Annotated in this window: 15 protein-coding genes; 5 read left to right on the top strand and 10 right to left on the bottom strand. The window is 36.8% G+C overall.

The annotated features are described in order from the left end of the window. Positions 1 to 223: 223 nt before the first annotated feature. Complete coding sequence (locus M028_RS0107815; RefSeq protein ID WP_026573417.1) at positions 224 to 1612, bottom strand: amino acid permease; 1389 nt, start codon at positions 1610 to 1612, stop codon at positions 224 to 226. Between the two features lie 378 nt (positions 1613 to 1990). Between M028_RS0107815 and M028_RS32705 the strand changes: the two genes are divergently transcribed. Then, entirely contained in the window at positions 1991 to 2131 is a 141-nt protein-coding gene (locus M028_RS32705; protein WP_155925514.1) for a hypothetical protein, read from the top strand. A 149-nt stretch (positions 2132 to 2280) separates the two neighbouring features. Here M028_RS32705 and M028_RS0107805 read toward each other — a convergent pair whose 3' ends face one another. After that, on the bottom strand, positions 2281 to 3396 hold the full coding sequence (locus tag M028_RS0107805; RefSeq protein ID WP_197031386.1) for a GerAB/ArcD/ProY family transporter: 1116 nt from the start codon (positions 3394 to 3396) through the stop codon (positions 2281 to 2283). Between the two features lie 206 nt (positions 3397 to 3602). Here M028_RS0107805 and M028_RS0107800 point away from each other — a divergent pair, with 206 nt between their 5' ends. Continuing rightward, positions 3603 to 5207, top strand: coding sequence for a spore germination protein (locus tag M028_RS0107800; RefSeq protein ID WP_026573415.1), 1605 nt, complete (start codon positions 3603 to 3605; stop codon positions 5205 to 5207). A 46-nt stretch (positions 5208 to 5253) separates the two neighbouring features. Here the strand turns inward: M028_RS0107800 and M028_RS0107795 are convergent, their stop codons facing one another. Further along, positions 5254 to 6366, bottom strand: a complete 1113-nt coding sequence (locus tag M028_RS0107795; protein ID WP_035423937.1) for a GerAB/ArcD/ProY family transporter — start codon at positions 6364 to 6366, stop codon at positions 5254 to 5256. Positions 6367 to 6383: 17 nt separating this feature from the next. Beyond that, positions 6384 to 6617, bottom strand: coding sequence for a hypothetical protein (locus tag M028_RS0107790; RefSeq protein WP_026573413.1), 234 nt, complete (start codon positions 6615 to 6617; stop codon positions 6384 to 6386). A gap of 233 nt (positions 6618 to 6850) precedes the next feature. Here M028_RS0107790 and M028_RS0107785 point away from each other — a divergent pair, with 233 nt between their 5' ends. Genes M028_RS0107785 through M028_RS0107775 form a run of 3 tightly spaced genes read left to right on the top strand, consistent with a single transcriptional unit; the run spans position 6851 to position 10448 of the window. Then, positions 6851 to 8065 (top strand): Ger(x)C family spore germination protein, encoded by a 1215-nt coding sequence (locus M028_RS0107785; protein WP_026573412.1) that lies wholly within the window; start codon positions 6851 to 6853, stop codon positions 8063 to 8065. A 45-nt stretch (positions 8066 to 8110) separates the two neighbouring features. Next, a complete protein-coding gene (locus M028_RS0107780; RefSeq protein WP_026573411.1) occupies positions 8111 to 9313 on the top strand; it encodes a Ger(x)C family spore germination protein in 1203 nt (400 codons plus the stop codon). A 49-nt stretch (positions 9314 to 9362) separates the two neighbouring features. After that, entirely contained in the window at positions 9363 to 10448 is a 1086-nt protein-coding gene (locus tag M028_RS0107775) for a GerAB/ArcD/ProY family transporter (RefSeq protein ID WP_026573410.1), read from the top strand. Between the two features lie 100 nt (positions 10449 to 10548). On the opposite strand, the gene M028_RS0107770 is transcribed toward M028_RS0107775, so the two are convergent. From M028_RS0107770 to M028_RS32700, 6 genes are all read right to left on the bottom strand, one after another. Then, positions 10549 to 11619 (bottom strand): branched-chain amino acid aminotransferase, encoded by a 1071-nt coding sequence (locus M028_RS0107770; RefSeq protein WP_026573409.1) that lies wholly within the window; start codon positions 11617 to 11619, stop codon positions 10549 to 10551. A 211-nt stretch (positions 11620 to 11830) separates the two neighbouring features. After that, positions 11831 to 12388: a hypothetical protein gene (locus M028_RS0107765; protein WP_026573408.1), complete on the bottom strand. Its 558-nt coding sequence runs from the start codon at positions 12386 to 12388 to the stop codon at positions 11831 to 11833. 3 nt (positions 12389 to 12391) lie between these two features. Then, the gene (locus M028_RS0107760; protein ID WP_026573407.1) at positions 12392 to 13024 is read right to left on the bottom strand and encodes an SCO family protein; all 633 of its coding nucleotides are present in this window, start codon (positions 13022 to 13024) and stop codon (positions 12392 to 12394) included. A 658-nt stretch (positions 13025 to 13682) separates the two neighbouring features. Next, complete coding sequence (locus tag M028_RS0107755) at positions 13683 to 15380, bottom strand: cbb3-type cytochrome c oxidase subunit I (RefSeq protein WP_035423935.1); 1698 nt, start codon at positions 15378 to 15380, stop codon at positions 13683 to 13685. A gap of 14 nt (positions 15381 to 15394) precedes the next feature. Beyond that, on the bottom strand, positions 15395 to 15862 hold the full coding sequence (locus M028_RS0107750) for a cytochrome c oxidase subunit II (RefSeq protein ID WP_026573405.1): 468 nt from the start codon (positions 15860 to 15862) through the stop codon (positions 15395 to 15397). A 13-nt stretch (positions 15863 to 15875) separates the two neighbouring features. Continuing rightward, on the bottom strand, positions 15876 to 16013 hold the full coding sequence (locus M028_RS32700) for a cytochrome c oxidase subunit 2A (protein ID WP_133337487.1): 138 nt from the start codon (positions 16011 to 16013) through the stop codon (positions 15876 to 15878). Positions 16014 to 16660 lie beyond the last annotated feature (647 nt).

Below are 16660 nucleotides of genomic sequence, written 5' to 3'. Positions count from 1 at the left end.
TGATTGTTATTAAATGCATGTGAAAACTTCGAAAGAAATTGTCTATGCGATATTTGCTGGTGAGGGGAGGGTACGGTAGGAGCTTTCTGATGGATGTTTTTCTTTATGATGAATAGGTTGCATTCCAAAAAAATTTTTATCATCTGGTCCTATGCGGAAGCGTCGGATTCTCATAATAAAAGGGCTGATGGCGTTGTTGTTACTTCACCATCAGCCCTTTTTATTAAGCAATATTTTGCTTTTTATTTGAATCCTCTAACGGAACACGTTTACCCATTTTAAAAAGATAAAAGCTGCCCGCAACAATCGCAAGGAATACCAGACCTACAATCAACGAAACGCGAGTGTCAGTATTGATCCACATTCCTACAAGGACGAATAGTAAAAATACAATCGTCATATAATTGCTGATTGGAGAAAGTGGCATCTTGAAAGAATGGCTGGACATTTCAGCAGCTTTTTCTTTTCTAAATTTAAGCTCACTAATGATTATGACAACCCAAGGCACCATTCCTGGGAGAACACTGGCACTATAAACATAAAGGAATAGACCTTTTGGAGCAATATAGTTCAAAATTACCCCAATAAATAAGCCGATCAGTGTTGCATAAATGCAGTTTGCCGGAACCCCATTTTTTGAGATTTTAGCAAAACTTTTTGGCGCTTGGCCGTTTATGGCTAAAGTATAAAGCATTCGACCTGCACTATAAATTCCACTATTAGAACCGGATAAAGCTGCTGTGATGACAACAAAGTTAATAATACCCGCAGCAGCTGTAATTCCTACCTTAGCAAAGGTCGAAACAAACGGGCTGCCAATTGTCCCTAATTGATTCCAAGGATACACAGTAACAATGATAAAAATTGCACCGATATAGAAAATTAAAATTCGCCAAATGATATTATTAATTGCCTTTTTTAAGGTTTTAGTCGGATTTTTTGCCTCCCCTGCCGTGATACCGATAAGTTCCACTCCCTGGTAGGCAGCTACTACAAGAGATAATGCAAAGAAGAATCCTTTAAAGCCGCCTGTGAAAAAGCCGCCATGTTTCCAAATATTCGATAACCCTATGGCATGTCCATGGTTCCCTAATCCAAAAAATATTAAACCAAGACCTGCAATAATCATGAGGACAATCGTTACTACTTTAATAAGAGAAAACCAAAATTCAAATTCTCCATAAAACTTAACTGAAACTAGATTCGCAAGTCCTAAGATGACCATCGCAATGATTCCTGGCAGCCATTGAGGAAGATGCGGAAACCAATAATTCATATACATTCCTATCGCGGTAATTTCTGCCATTCCAACAAGAACCCATTGAAACCAATAACTCCATGCTGTCATATAACCAGCTAATGGATGAATATATTTATGGGCAAAAGTTGCAAAGGATCCGGTGGTTGGCTCTGAATAGAGCATTTCACCCATTGCGCGCATAATGAAAAAAATAAAGATTCCGGCAATCGCATAAGCTAGCATGACAGATGGACCTGTCCATTTAATCGTACTCGCTGATCCCATAAATAAGCCGACGCCGATGGTGCCGCCTAAAGCAATCATTTCAATATGTCTAGCCTCTAGTCCTCTTTTTAACTCTTTCTTAGACAAACTCATCCCCTCCTGATAATCAAGTTACTTGTTAATTTTACTAATTATTGCTTCAGAAATTTAATATTAAATCAATAATAAATTCACTTTACAATATTATTCAAAACAAGATTAAATAAATAGATAACGCACTATTTATTAATAAAATTGCTTAAAAAAATTATATCAAAAATAAAAAATAAAGACTTAAAATTTTTTAAAAATAATAATTTTTCTTTCTTCCATTTATCTAAAAATTGCAAATTTTTATTTTATAGTTTAGGAAAATAGAGTACAATAGTTGTACTAGCTAGAAAGGGAAAATAACAGCCTACTTTTTAAGTTCATGGAGGTGAGAGGAAATAATTAAGATTGGAATAAAAACGGAGGGAAAATAAAATGAACGCAAAAAAAATGGTTCAAATTGTAGTCGGTTCCAATGTCCTTTTATTATTCGTCCTTGTTTGTCTTCCGATTTTTCTTGTTGACCCAGATTCAAATGTCATCCAGGCTTTTCTAAACTCTATTCAGGGAGAGTAGAAGTTACTTACTACAAGACCTCAAGAATGAAAAAACGGCTGATTCCCGTTTTTTGGAATCAGCCATCATGTTAAGATAGACCAAACACTGAAGCCGCCAATAACTACAACCAATTATCGACATCATTTATCTATCTTTTTTAACTTGTGCTACTTTGGTATATTCGCTCGTATTGTACCAAAATAGTTACGAACTAATATCATTATCAGTACAATGATAGGCATCCCAACTAAAAGCGGGAACCCAACCAAGTAAGGCATTTTATTATAAAAAAAGCCTTGATAAGTAACTTTATTGTTCGCCCATACCAAAGAGTAAATAAAGATGAGGGAAACTACGGGAAAAATCAAGGGCTGATATCGTTTAAATTTAAAAATTTCTGTTAACCCAATCACTACTGCGTAAACATAGAGAATCATTTTAATGAAAAATCCGACAGCAAATGTCCCAACCACGATGGAGTCCATCCTCTGGATAATATGACCAACATTAATCTTTTCAACCGCACTAAGCAACGGGATTTCAACAGCTTGTGCTCCAATACCTATTACACTAATGATCAGGAGAAAGGTCCAAGAAAGACCTAAACCACTTAAAAAAATAGACAATAAACCAGTTCTATTCACCAAATCGGGCTTATTTAAATAAGGGAAAAACATAAGAAAGAGGAAAATTTCCCCAAATGGAAAAAAAATCATTAATGGGACTGAGTGCTTTAGAACTGGCAGCCAGCCGAATTCTAAAATGGGCTGCAAGTTCCTAAGTTTTATAATACCGGAAGCAAACACAGTTAAATTACCAGTTAAGCCAAAAACAACCATTGCAGCAAATAATATCTCCGCCGTTCTCCCTATAACTTCAATTCCTAAAAAGCAGGCATAAGAAACCAGGACGAGACTGATGAAAATAATAACAGGAACCGGAGTTTCCGGTAAAATATAAGTCCCCATTGTATCCCCTAAATGACGCGCATTTACTGAGGCTACAAAGAAAAAATAGCTAATATAAACCAGGCCTAAAGGAATCCCGATATATTTACTAAATACTTTTACTAAAATTCCTGTAAAAGGAAGAGTAGGATACTGTTTGAATATCTGTAGGTAAACCAAGAAAAATAGAATGAGTGTTCCGAACATGCCAATAAAGATGGATATCCAAGAATCTTGTTTCGCTTGCATCCCCATTCTTGTAACAATTCCCGTTCCTAACTGAAATAAAAACATGAGAGAAAACAATTGCTTTGGATCAATCTTCGCATTTTCCATTTGGTTAAAATCCTTCCCTACTCGTAAAAAAATTAACATTTATTATTTTCAACTATTCACTGGTAAATTAAACCTCATTCTTCCTCCATCTTTTTATAAATGGAATCCTAATTATCCTCTTTTAAATAGAATATGCCTCATTCAAGCGGAAATAATAACATTAAATATAGTAGAAATAAGAGGGAAAAACCTTGAATTATTTCAAAATGAAAAGCAAAAGGTCGTTTAAGGACAAGTGGAAAGATTTACAAAAAAAGGCAACAGAACAAACAAGTCAACCGAAACAACCTGAACAAAATAGTGAATTTTTAAGGCCAAGTCTAATGGATAACATCCAAATAATTAAAGAATTGTTTGGAAACAGCGACGACATTATTATGAGGGAAATCAGAATCGGTAAGGAAGGAAAGACTCGGGCTTGCATCGTTTTTACAGACGGCTTGATAGATAGTCAATCCATTCAAAACTTCATTATGGAATCACTAATGATTGATTTGCGAACATCATATGGTGAATCAGAACTCTTCACCGAAGAAAACCTTTTACCCTATTTAAAAGAAAGGGTTTTAACAGTCGGAGACATTCAAGATATAAATGATTTTACGCTTCTGCTGGATTCGCTTTTAAATGGGAAAGTCATTCTTTTATTTAATGGATATACTCAAGGATTCGCAATTGAAATGAAAGGGGGAAAAGAACGATCAGTTGAGGAACCCACGACAGAAACGACAATCAGAGGACCTCGAGAAGGGTTTACAGAAAATATACGGGTCAATACTTCATTATTACGACGGAAAATTAGAGACCACAACCTATGGATTGAATCCAGGAAAATTGGAAAAGTATCAAAAACAAACCTTTCCATCATGTATATAAAAGGAATTGCAAATGAGAAAATAATCGAGGAAGTCCGAAGACGCCTTGATCGAATTAAGATCGATAGTGTTTTAGAGACAGGCTATATCGAAGAATTAATTCAGGATGCTAAATGGTCACCTTTTCCTACCATATACCATTCAGAACGACCTGATGCCATCGCAGCCGATCTGCTAGAGGGCCGTATTGCCATTCTAGTTGATGGCACACCTTTTGTGATGACTGTTCCAGTCATGTTCGCACAGTTTTTACAGTCGCCTGAGGATTATTATAACCGGGCGGATATTACTACACTTCTTAGGATCCTTCGTTATGTCGGTTTTTTTATCGCATTATTAGCACCTTCCTTTTATATTGCTATTACCACCTTTCATCAAGAAATGCTGCCAACGCAATTACTCATTACTCTTGCGGCCCAGCGGGAAGGTGTCCCGTTTCCAGCCTTTATTGAAGCACTCGCAATGGAGGTTAGCTTTGAAATATTACGTGAAGCAGGGTTAAGAATGCCGAAAGCGATCGGCCAAGCAGTATCCATCGTCGGAACACTTGTCATTGGTTCGGCAGCTGTTGAAGCGGGGTTTGTATCTGCTGCCATGGTTATTGTTGTCGCGATTACGGCCATATCCAGCTTTATTGTTAGTAATTATGAATTAGCTATTGCAATCAGAATGTTACGCTTCCCTTTCATGGGACTTGCTGCATCATTTGGTTTATTTGGAATCATTGTAGGTTTGATTGCTTTGGTTCTTCATATGTGCAGTTTACGTTCTTTTGGGGTACCTTATATGGCACCGTTCGGTCCCTTCATTAAAGACGATCAAAAGGATGCCATTTTCCGATTCCCTAGATGGGCAATGTCAAAACGGCCACGATTAATAAGTCAAACTAATATAACACGTGAAGATACCCCTGCACCTAAACCTGACTCAAATTAGGTAGGTGGTCATAAAATGATAAAGCTACCTTCAAAAGGTAGCTTTATCATTTTTTATCCAGATTTATTAACTTCCTTACTACATTCAATGCTAATAAGGTTAGAGGAAGAACAATTCCATACATCAAAGAATAAATTGGCCAAATTTCATTGTCAAACTTTGCTGAATGAGTAACATTTGGATGTGAAAAAAAGGAGATCGTAACCAAAATCATCCCTAAAGGTAATGTAAATGGCTGATAATCTTTTAAGTTGAATGTTTGTACAAAACCTATGACCGCTGCGTAAAAATAAATCGACATCTTAAAAAAAATTGTTATTAGCCACATAATTGCTAAAATGGCTTCTATCCGTTGCAAAAAACCTCCAACATTTATCCTTCTAGCTAAAGTATAGCTTGGAAACATTTCTCTACTACTAGTCTCAGGTCCTAAAACTAAAATAGTTAATATGATCAAAATGATTAAACATATTCCTGCTATAAATATTGCAATAAAAAAGGTTTTTTCAGCTTTCTTTACTTGAGTTACGGAAATGGGAAAAATCATCAATAATACAATTAAAGGTAAAGTGAAAATACTTGTAAAAGCAAAAACCGCACGGATCATCGGTTTTACTCCCGTTTTAAATATAGGCTGTATATTTTTAAATTCCCATAAATCGGAAGTTAATAATACGGAAACTATTAGTAACAGGAACAAAAAAACAAATAAAGGAAAGAACAGTTCTGCAGAACGTGCCAGTGTTTCTAGACCAAGTCGAATGCCCATGATCAGGATGCATGCAAATAGAATATGGATTGCTTCGTGTGGTGTATCCGGTATGATTTGAGTCGTTAAGAATGTTCCAACATAGTACAATAAGTCTTGAACGTTGATAAATGAGAAGAAAACAAACGTAAGAGAAACGGCTTTACCTAACCATTTTCCAAGTAATGTTTCAACGATTTCAACTAGTGTCATCGTAGGGAACATTCTCCCTATAGCAATATATAAAGCCACGATCAAAAAACTAATAGCTGTACCGATTATTGCAGCAATCCACGCATCTTGTCTTACTTCATGAGCAAGAATTCCAGGGATCACTAAGATGGTAGTCCCTACAGAATACAAAATTACAAATATTGCAAATTGGCGGGCGCTAATGGTAATGTTTTTCACGATACTCTCCACCACGTTTATTTAAGCATCCCATAAACAAAATCACTTAATGGCTTAAAAATAATCGTAATTCCATTAATTGGATTCGGAATGGGTAAATCTAAACTATGTGCTATACCTAATCCTGCAGCCATAAGCATTAAAATAGAAAATACCCATAATTCTTTCCTTAACTTTTTTTTCCACAGGTTAGGAATTTCAAAAGCCATCATCAAAATGGCTGCCACTATTGTCCCCGCAACACCTAGCATCTGACATTCTCCTTATTTAAATTTCATCACCTTATTTTCCTAACTAATTTTCTAATTAAAATATCCAATTCTTTACTGAACCATTCTATTCTATTGGTATGCTTAACAAATTGTTTTAATCAGCTTTTGACGACTTATGTCGAGGCACAAAAATAATTACTATTTTTAATTGCTTAAACAGCCATATTTTGGGGAGTATATAACTAGCTTTCAAAGCTTAAAGGAGTAATGGCATGAACCGAAATTTCCTTTTCATCATCATTTCCATCTGCTCTATTATTTTCCTCACTTCATGTTGGAACCGAAAAGAATTAAATGAACTAGCCATTGTGATTGGAATGGGGATTGATATAGAAGATGGTAAATTTATCGTGACTGCACAAGTCGTTAACCCCGGAGAAATTGCTGAATCACAAGGAACAAGTGGAAACTCCCCCGTAGTTATTTATCAAGAAAAGGGGAATACATTGTTCGAGGCAATTAGAAGAATAACGACAGTTTCACCAAGAAACCTATATTTTTCCCATCTTCGGCTTCTTGTGTTTGGAGAGGAATTAGCAAAAAAGGGGATAGGAAAAACATTAGACTTTTTATCTAGGGATCCAGAGATGCGAACAGATTTTTATATTACAGTAGCTAAAAATAATAAAGCAGGAGATATCTTAAAAATAGTAACTACCATGGAAAAAATACCAGTCCAACAATTATTTGATTCGCTTCTGACATCGGAAAAAGAATGGGCACCAACTCTGCCAATCACGCTGGATCAATTGATTTACGATATATTAAGTGAAGGTATGAATGCTAAATTAACTGGGATTATGCTTAAAGGAAATTTTCAAACAGGAGAAACATTAGAGAATACCCAACACTCAAAACCAGCTGCATTTTTGCAATATGATGCGATTGGAGTATTTCGCAAGGATAAATTAATCGGCTGGTTACAAGATAACGAGAGCAAAGGCCTCAACTATGCTTTAGGAAATGTTAAAGATACGATTGTAACCCTACCCTGTCCAAAAAAAGGTACGACCGACATTGAATTGATTCATACAAAAGCTGATTTAAAAACAAAGATTTTAAACCACAAGCCAAATGGAATGATAAAGATATTGGCAGAAGGGAATGTTGGGAATGTACAGTGTAAGACACTGGATTTAACCAAACCAGAAACAATCAGTCATTTAGAAATAAAAACAGAGAAAAAAATTCAACAAAACATTCGTATGGCTTTAAATGCTTCACAAAAGAAATATAGGATAGATCCATTTGGTTTTGGTGAAGCCGCTCGTCGTTCCAACCCGGATTACTGGCATTTGATCAAAAATGATTGGATACAAATCTTTGAAACCATGCCGGTAGAGATCGAAGTAACAGTAAATTTACATGACATAGGTATGATTAAAAACTCTCCCTTAAATAAAATTAAGGACAAACCTGACTCATAATGAATGATTTGCTTATGAATCTTTGATTCAGATTGGAGGATTTATATGGAAAGAAAAATCCTTATGACCATTTTTTTCTGCTCTATTATCCTTCTTTCTGGTTGTTGGAACCGAAGAGAATTAAATGAACTTTCCATTTTATTAGGATTAGGAATAGATAAAGAAAATGATCAATTTATTATAACGGCTCAAGTGGTGAATCCTAGTGAAATTGCTTCTAAGAAAGGCGGCAGTGGAAAAGCACCCGTAGTTGTTTATCAAAGCAAGGGAGAAACATTATTCGAAGCATTAAGAAAAGTGACAACGGTTGCTCCAAGAAAGCTTTATTTTGCCCACTTACGAATTCTTGTCATCGGAGAAAAATTAGCAAAAGAAGGGATTGGCGAAACCATTGACCTTCTATTAAGAAATTCAGAAGTACGGAATGATTTTTATATTGCTGTATCCAAGAATTCTAATGCATCAGCTGTTTTAAAAATATTAACCCCATTAGAAAAGATTCCAGCGAATAGTTTATTTGCTTCACTCGAGACATCAGCGAACTCATGGTCTCCAACCGAGGGGGTTACATTAGATAAGCTAACATCTAACATGGTGAGCGAAGGAAATAACCCTATCTTAACTGGGATTGAAATAATAGGAAACGAACATGCAGGTGAAACGAATAAAAATTTAGATCAGACAAAACCAAATACCATCCTGCAATATAAAGGAATGGCGATCTTTAAAAATGATAAACTGATTGGATGGATGAATGAAAGAGAAGGTAGAGCCATTCATTACGCCTTAGGAAAAGTGAAGAGCAGCGTAGGATATATAAAATGCCCACAAGGTGGAAAAGTAGTAATTGAAGTGGTTCACACAAAATCCAAACTAAAGACAGAGATGATTAAGGGAGAACCACATGGGTTTGTACAGGCTAAAATAAAAGGAAATGTTGCCGAAGTTGAATGTCAGGGCTTAGATTTAACTAATCCAAAATCAATTTCCTATATAGAAAAAGAAACAGAAAAAGAGCTTACTGAAATCATTAAGACGGCAATACACCATGTTCAAAAAGACTATCAAACGGATATTTTCGGATTCGGTGAAGCACTCGATCGTTCTGCACCGAATGATTGGATAAAATATAAAAAGGATTGGGACCAAACGTTTTCACAGATGCCTGTAACCGTCAAAGTTGATATGAAGATCCGGCAAACTGGTACAATCAATAATTCTCCTCTTAATAAAATGGAAAATAAATAGGTCTTAGTCTTAAAGGGATTAATCCCAAATGGAAAAGTGAGGAACAAGCATGCTTGAGAAGGGTAAGATTTCACCCCATCAATTTACAATAATGGTTGCTTCATTTATCGTCGGCGGCAGTATTTTGTATGTCCCATCCGGGCTCATACATACTGCGAAGCAAGATGCATGGCTAGCAAATATTCTTGTGGTCGGACTGGGACTTTTACTGGTATTACTATTTAATACACTAGGAAGTAGTTTTCCAACGATGACCCTTGCTGAGTATAGCGAAAAAATATGTGGAAAATGGCTTGGAAAAATCATATCCCTTCTCTATTTTATTTATTTTTTTCTTAGTACTGCCAATTTTGTTCGACAAATTGGAGATTTCGTTACCGTACAAATTTTGCCGGATACTCCCATTCTTGCGATTCATATTCTTTTTATCATCATTGTGATGATGGGCGTCCGTTATGGATTAGAGCCCTTTTCACGCGCTTTTGAAATTTTCTTTCCATTTGTTTTATTACTTTTTGTTATTTTTATCATTTCGATTTTCCCGGAGATTCAATTTCAGCAACTACAACCAATCTTAGGAAATGGAATAAAGCCAGTAATAGCAACAGCCTTTAAATCAATTGGAACCCCCTATTTGCAATTAGTGTTGTTTTTAATGGTCTTTCCTGCTGTAAACCGAACAATAAAAGCGAAAAAATCTTTTTTACTTGGAACAATAATGGGTGGCAGTGCTTTAACTCTTGTTACATTAATCAGTATTCTATGCCTCGGAACTTATTTTTCCGAAAATCAGCAATTTGTATCCTATGTTCTAGCCCTACAAATTAATATTGCTGGCTTTTGGCAACGGATTGAAGCGGGTATGGCGTTCATATGGTTCACAACAACCTATATTAAAATCACACTTTATTTTTATGCATCGGTTTTATGTATGGGTCAAATTTTAAAACTTAGAGAATATAAATGTTTAACTTTTCCTTTAGGGTTCATCACGCTTATTCTCACCCTTATTGTAAATAAAAATATTGTTGAGTCAAATCAGCAAGCTGAATGGTGGACAGTATTTTCCCTCCCTTTTGGCCTTCTTATTCCACTAATACTGCTGGTCGTGGGTATGGTGAGGAAAAAGGGCTAGTTCCACTTATTTGTTTACCACATTTGTTACACTGAGAAATGCAAAAGGCATCCGCAATTTTACTGCGGATGCCTTTCTTTAATTTAGATATAATTTACTCTTATACTCTAACGGTCCAGCCAAACGGATCAGGCTCGGTTCCATTTTGAATTCCGGTTAAGGAATCATATAATTTTTGGGATACTGAACCGATTTGGCCATTATTGACAACCATTTTTTCGTTTTTCCAAAGGAGTTCTCCGATTGGTGAAATAACAGCTGCTGTTCCTGTCCCGAAGGCTTCCTCTAAAGTACCTTCGTGACAAGCCTGCTGAATTTCTTCGATTGAAATTTTCCGTTCTACAACCGGCACATTCCAATATTTTAAAAGCTCAATAATTGATTTTCTAGTGATTCCCTCTAGAATGCTGCCATTTAATTCAGGGGTAAGCACCTCTCCATTGATTTTAAAGAAGATATTCATACTTCCCACTTCTTCAATATAGCGCTGCTCTTTCCCGTCTAGCCATAGCACCTGAGAGTAACCGTTCTTATAGGCAATTTCCCCAGCCTTTAAACTGCTTGCATAGTTACCAGCCGTTTTCGCATTTCCGGTTCCACCTTTTACTGCACGAACATACTCATTTTCAACCGCAATTTTAACCGGGTTAATTCCTTCTTTATAGTAAGCACCTACTGGTGAAAGAATAATCATAAATCGGTAGCTCTTGGAAGGTGAAACCCCAAGATGTGGTTCTGTCGCAATCATAAATGGCCGAATATAAAGAGATGTGCCTTCTACTCCCGGAATCCACTCCCGGTCAATAGAGATTAATTGTTTTAATGCACTTAAAGCCAATTCCTCATCAATTGCCGGCATACATAAACGGTCATTAGAGCGATTTAACCTTTTCATATTTTCATCAGGTCTGAATAACAAAACCTGCTCATCTTTTGTCAAATATGCTTTAAGTCCTTCGAAAACCGTTTGACCATAGTGAAAAATCATCGCAGCAGGATCGAGAGTGATTGGTTGATAAGGAATAATTTGCGGATCATGCCAGCCCGTTCCCTCTGTGTAATCCCAGATAAACATATGGTCCGTAAAGACCGTTCCAAATACAAGGTTGTCAAAGTCTGGTTTTTGTTTTCTTGTTGAACTAAGTGTAACGTCAATTTGTAATTCTTTCATCTTCCTATCTCCTATCCAGGTCCTATCCTACCATTAATCTTTTATCATGAATTATATTTACATAATAATGATAATCTTATGACTATTTTACAACATTTAATTCATTTCGTGTTAAAAAATAAATCAAACAAAAATGAATAGTTTCTGGAAAAAGAAAAAAGAGCAGACACACTCCTTACATACGTGAGTAATTAAATACTGTCTCTCTATTTTACTCATATTTCGAACGATCAATCACAGCGGTGTAGATTAAATAGATGACTAAGCAAATGGCCGTTGTCAAAAACCCCCAGCCGAGAGTTAATTGGTCAATGATCAAATAGTTATTACATAATTGCACGGGTGTTTCAATATATAACAAACCCATGCCAAAATATTTAACAGTAAAAATGATAATAACAGTGTTTTTTCCCATCACACTAAGTTTTTTCCAACTATCACGAAGCGAGATTCCTCCAATGAATGGCAAACTGATAAATTTAAATATTTCGGCGCTCTGGATTGTTAAGGTTTCATCCATGGTTTTCGGGATCGTCCAATAAACAGCGATGATTAAAAATAACATAATTCCCGGAATACCATTGCCATTCCACTTTTCAAAAAAACGAGGGAATTTTATTTGAAATAATCGTGCCATTAAAAATCCTGAAAAGACCAAAAGCGGCATTTGCATATGCATATGGACAATCATAATCGATTCTAAAAAATGAGCAACAGGGGGAATCATTAAGGCCATATATAAAAGCAAACCATAAATAAACTGTTTCATTGATTACTCCCCCGTTTTATTTTCAAGTATGTTTCCGAGTGTCTTTGCTGTTTCATTAATTTTTTTATAATCCATAACATTAACTAAACTGCCCTTCGGATTCACTAAGTAAAATGCAGTATTATGGGTAAAATTCCCCTTTCCATCAGGAATGACAATCACTCCAAACTCTTTTAACAAGGCATGCAGCTCCGCCTTGTTTGGAATTCTCGCCATCCTCCATGTTTCCCCATCACTATGAAAGGCGTTCTTATATCTGTCCAATGCAGCAGGGTCATCCCTTGAAGGATCAAAACTGATACTTAAGAAAACAATGTCTCTACCAATATATTTCTTCGGCAGCTTTTGATAAACCTGAGACATGTTCATTTCTAATTGCGGACAAACACTCGTACATGTTGTATATAAAAATGTAATAAATACATATTTTCCTTCAAATTCAGAAATTGAATATTTTCTTCCATTGCTATCCTCTAAGGTAACTTTGGGGAATTTCGGTTTATTTTCGATTAGTTTATTTACTCTTGCTGTTTCGGCAGTAAATGCATGAAACCCATCTGTACCTGTGTAGAACAAAACAAAACCAAATAATATAACAATAGAAACTGCTACTTTACTATGCCAACGCTTGATCACGGAGATCACTTCCCAAACCTTTTGTTTTTACCTTTGTGCATTTTCCTATAGAGTATAGCTCTGTTAAACTTGGTTGTTGATTTTATAATAGGTTAAAGAGCCTGTTGATTCGAACTCAATCGTCTTTGAAATCAATTATCCCTGTCCGAATTAAGACTCCATTCGGACTCAATCGTCTTTGAAATCAACATCCCTGTCTGAATCAGGGCTCCATTCGGATTCGACCATCTTTGAAATCAACATCCCTGTCTAAATCAGAGCTCCATTCGGACCCAATCGGCTTCGAAATCAAAATCCCTGTCTGAATCAGGGCTCCATTCGGACCCAATCGGCTTCGAAATCAAAATCCCTGTCTGAATCAGGGCTCCATTCGGACCCAATCGGCTTCGAAATCAAAATCCCTGTCTGAATCAGGGCTCCATTCGGACCCAATCGGCTTCGAAATCAAAATCCCTGTCTGAATCAGAGCTCCATTCGGACTCGAATATCTTTGAAATCGTCAGCTTTATACAATAGTATTTATGTGAGTATAAATTAGTAAGAAAGCAACAAATTTTACGAAAACAGCCTTGTTTAAAAATCAACATCGTTCTTTAACATAGCCTAGAGTAGAAAGAGATAGCCCAACCCTCGAGCTATCTCTTTTTCAACCTGCTTTTTACCAAGTTCTAAATGGTGGTGAACCCGGAGGTGCGTTTACAATAAATTCAGTTAACGGGATGACATAGGCCATCGCAACAACAATAAGCATGATTACAATCCATAGTCCCCAACGCTCTGTTATATAAGGTGTTTTAGTTGCGTTTTCTTCCTCTTCGGCAATTGGGAATTCAGTTTCACCTTTTGGTGCCAAGAACATCATATTAAATACGGCAACTACTTGGAGGATAACACCAATCATTAACAATGTTCCGCCAATTGCCAAGAAAAACAGATACGGGCTCCAGCTTAATGCTGTTGCATTGTCACCATAGGTTGTAAAAGAAGTTCTCCGTGGAGAACCGAGTAAACCTACCCAGTGCATGGCTCCTGACATACAAACCATTCCAATGGTCCAAATCCAAGTTTGAATCAAGCCTAATCGATTGATTTTTGGTGTTAGAACACGTTTTGAGATATATGGAACTAACCAATAACTAATTCCAAAGAAAGTCATGACAACAGACATTCCGAGTGTTAAGTGGAAATGTCCTACGATCCACATTGTATTATGAACTACTTGGTCTAACTGGTTTGTGCTTTGAGCAATACCGCCTGCACCAGCTGGAATAAAGGCAACCATTGCGATAAATGGAGCAAGGAAGCGAACATCTTTCCAAGGCATCATTTTATACCAGCCAACTAGTCCTTTTCCGCCTTTCTTTCTTGCAGTACGTTCAAATACAGCAAACAATGCGAATGCAGTCATTAAAGATGGGAATCCAATGGCTAAACTCATAAATACGTGCATGAATTTAATGGATTCTTTAATACCAGGGTCAACGATTTGGTGGTGGAATCCACCAGTAATATTCATGATAACCAATGCAATAATAACTACACGGGTTAATACGTCACTCCAGCGCTTGCCACCGATAATTTTTGGAACGCAGACATACCAAGCAGAAACCGCGGTTAAATACCAGATGTTAACTAATGTGTGTCCAAAGGCCCAGAAGAGTGTACGAGCCACCATAACGTTAATCGTCTTAACCCATCCGAATGACCAAGGAATAATCATGACGATTACTTCGATCGCTACGGGCAGAGTACCAAAGAATAACAGAACGAAAACTCCCGTTGCAAAGTAAGAAAGAATCGGAACATGCTGTCCTTTGTGATTCTTTCTCCAATTAGCCACTTGGATAAAGGCTCCAAATGCGCACATCCAAACACCTACAACAATTAATGCTAATCCAATATAAAACATTGGTGCAGCTGCCATTGGCGGATAGAAGGTGTACATGACAGATGCATCGCCCATGATGATTGGAATAACAGCTAAAACAAATCCAATAATTTTCACTCCAAAGCCAATCCAGGCCATCATTCTTACTTTCGGCAGGAGCCCGCCTAAGTTATGTGAAAGAGCTGCATAGAAATAGCCAATGGTAAAGAATGCTGTTAAAACAACTACTAATAATAATCCATGTGCGGTTAAAACTTGATAATAGTTCACCCATGATGGTAATTCCAATAGTCCTGCACGATTCAGTCCTTGTACAAGTCCTAAAATACCACCGAGAAGTATTGCTGCAAACGCGACAAATATATATGATTTTGACAGCCTTGCATCCTCATGGCTAATCCCCATTACATTGTTAATTTTTCCATTTACTGTTTTTGAATATCCAGATTGCGGTATCCCTGTTTCCACTTTACTTCCCTCCTTTATTTCACCTTAATCGTTGTACTCATCATTTGGTGACCGGCTCCACAATACTCATTACATAAAACTAAATAGGTACCCGGCTTCTCAAATTTTTGGGTGATTTTTTGAATATGTCCCGGTACAATCATTGTGTTTAAGTTGGTTCCCGCCACTTCGAATCCGTGGACCACATCTTTTGAGGTTAGGGTAAAATGTACAGTTGATCCTGCAGGTACTTCGATATTTCCGGGATTAAAGCTAAAAGCTTGTAACGTCATTACGACTTCGTATTCTTTTTCGCCTATTTGCTTAATACCAGGTTTATCGAATGGCGCTGTTTGATCCACTTTTTGCGGGTCAATCGTTTCCATATTACTTGGTGGTCCCATTTCTAAGGCAAATGCTTGATACCCGGTAATTAACATAAAAATCATTATCATTCCGAAGCTTAAGGTTAGCCATATTTTTTCATCAAGATGCATCTTCATTTTTTTTCCCCCCTTATACTCTGGACATATAGAGCCCATATAGTAGTAAATAAGTTGCAAGAATGACCACTCCAACCACACCAACGGAAATCCATGTTCCTTTTAGTGGTGCCTCCTGCTCTTTTTTCTGGTTAACTTTTTTAACTCCCACCTAAAATCAACCCCTTTTTGTTTTCTTACTTACATCTTAGTTTTGAATTCATTTTACAGATATGAGGTGAATCACACATTGATTGTAATTCTCAGTAGGTTTGGAAAAATAAGGGTTTTTTTAATTTCCGAGGATATTCTTTCTCTTTCGTCGGGGTAAACCAAAGCCGCGTCATTATCACGTTTATAAGACTTTTCACGGTGATAATATTATTAAAAGAAAAGTAAATTGGGTTCTCGTTTGCAAAATTGACAAATTGATGAACAAATAATTTTGAAGATCGTTGGAGGGCTTTTTTAACACGTTTTTTGTCTTGATCACAGGGGGCGGCTCTTGATTCCCATATCTGTGAAATTCAAGGGGTCTCGGGCATCAAGAAAGACTCTTGATTCCCATGTCTGTGATATTCAAGCTTCCACGGGAACCGAAGATGGCTCTTGATTCCCATGTCTGTGAAATTTAAGAGGTTTCGGGCATCTAGAAAGACTCTTGATTCCCCTGTCCGTGAAATTCAAGCTTCCACGGGCACCGAGAACGGCTCTTGATTCCCATGTTAGTGAAATTTAAGAGGTCACGGGCATCAAGATAGACTCTTGATTCCCATGTCTGTGAAATTCAAGCTTCCACGGGCACTGAGGACGGCTCTT

The sequence above is a fragment of the Bacillus sp. UNC438CL73TsuS30 genome (genome assembly GCF_000482325.1).
In the GTDB taxonomy this organism is placed as follows: domain Bacteria; phylum Bacillota; class Bacilli; order Bacillales; family Cytobacillaceae; genus Neobacillus.
The sequence above is the reverse complement of the archived record's forward strand: the minus strand, read 5'-3'. Positions and strand labels throughout refer to the sequence as shown.

Excerpts from the sequence above, each read along its gene's own strand:
- M028_RS0107800 (WP_026573415.1), top strand. The coding sequence starts at position 3,603 with ATGAAAAGCAAAAGGTCGTTTAAGGACAAGTGGAAAGATTTACAAAAA.
- M028_RS0107805 (WP_197031386.1), bottom strand. The coding sequence starts at position 3,396 with ATGGAAAATGCGAAGATTGATCCAAAGCAATTGTTTTCTCTCATGTTT.
- M028_RS0107770 (WP_026573409.1), bottom strand. The coding sequence starts at position 11,619 with ATGAAAGAATTACAAATTGACGTTACACTTAGTTCAACAAGAAAACAA.
- M028_RS0107775 (WP_026573410.1), top strand. The coding sequence starts at position 9,363 with ATGCTTGAGAAGGGTAAGATTTCACCCCATCAATTTACAATAATGGTT.
- M028_RS0107750 (WP_026573405.1), bottom strand. The coding sequence starts at position 15,862 with ATGAAGATGCATCTTGATGAAAAAATATGGCTAACCTTAAGCTTCGGA.
- M028_RS32705 (WP_155925514.1), top strand. The coding sequence starts at position 1,991 with ATGAACGCAAAAAAAATGGTTCAAATTGTAGTCGGTTCCAATGTCCTT.
- M028_RS0107790 (WP_026573413.1), bottom strand. The coding sequence starts at position 6,617 with ATGCTAGGTGTTGCGGGGACAATAGTGGCAGCCATTTTGATGATGGCT.
- M028_RS0107785 (WP_026573412.1), top strand. The coding sequence starts at position 6,851 with ATGAACCGAAATTTCCTTTTCATCATCATTTCCATCTGCTCTATTATT.
- M028_RS0107780 (WP_026573411.1), top strand. The coding sequence starts at position 8,111 with ATGGAAAGAAAAATCCTTATGACCATTTTTTTCTGCTCTATTATCCTT.
- M028_RS0107765 (WP_026573408.1), bottom strand. The coding sequence starts at position 12,388 with ATGAAACAGTTTATTTATGGTTTGCTTTTATATATGGCCTTAATGATT.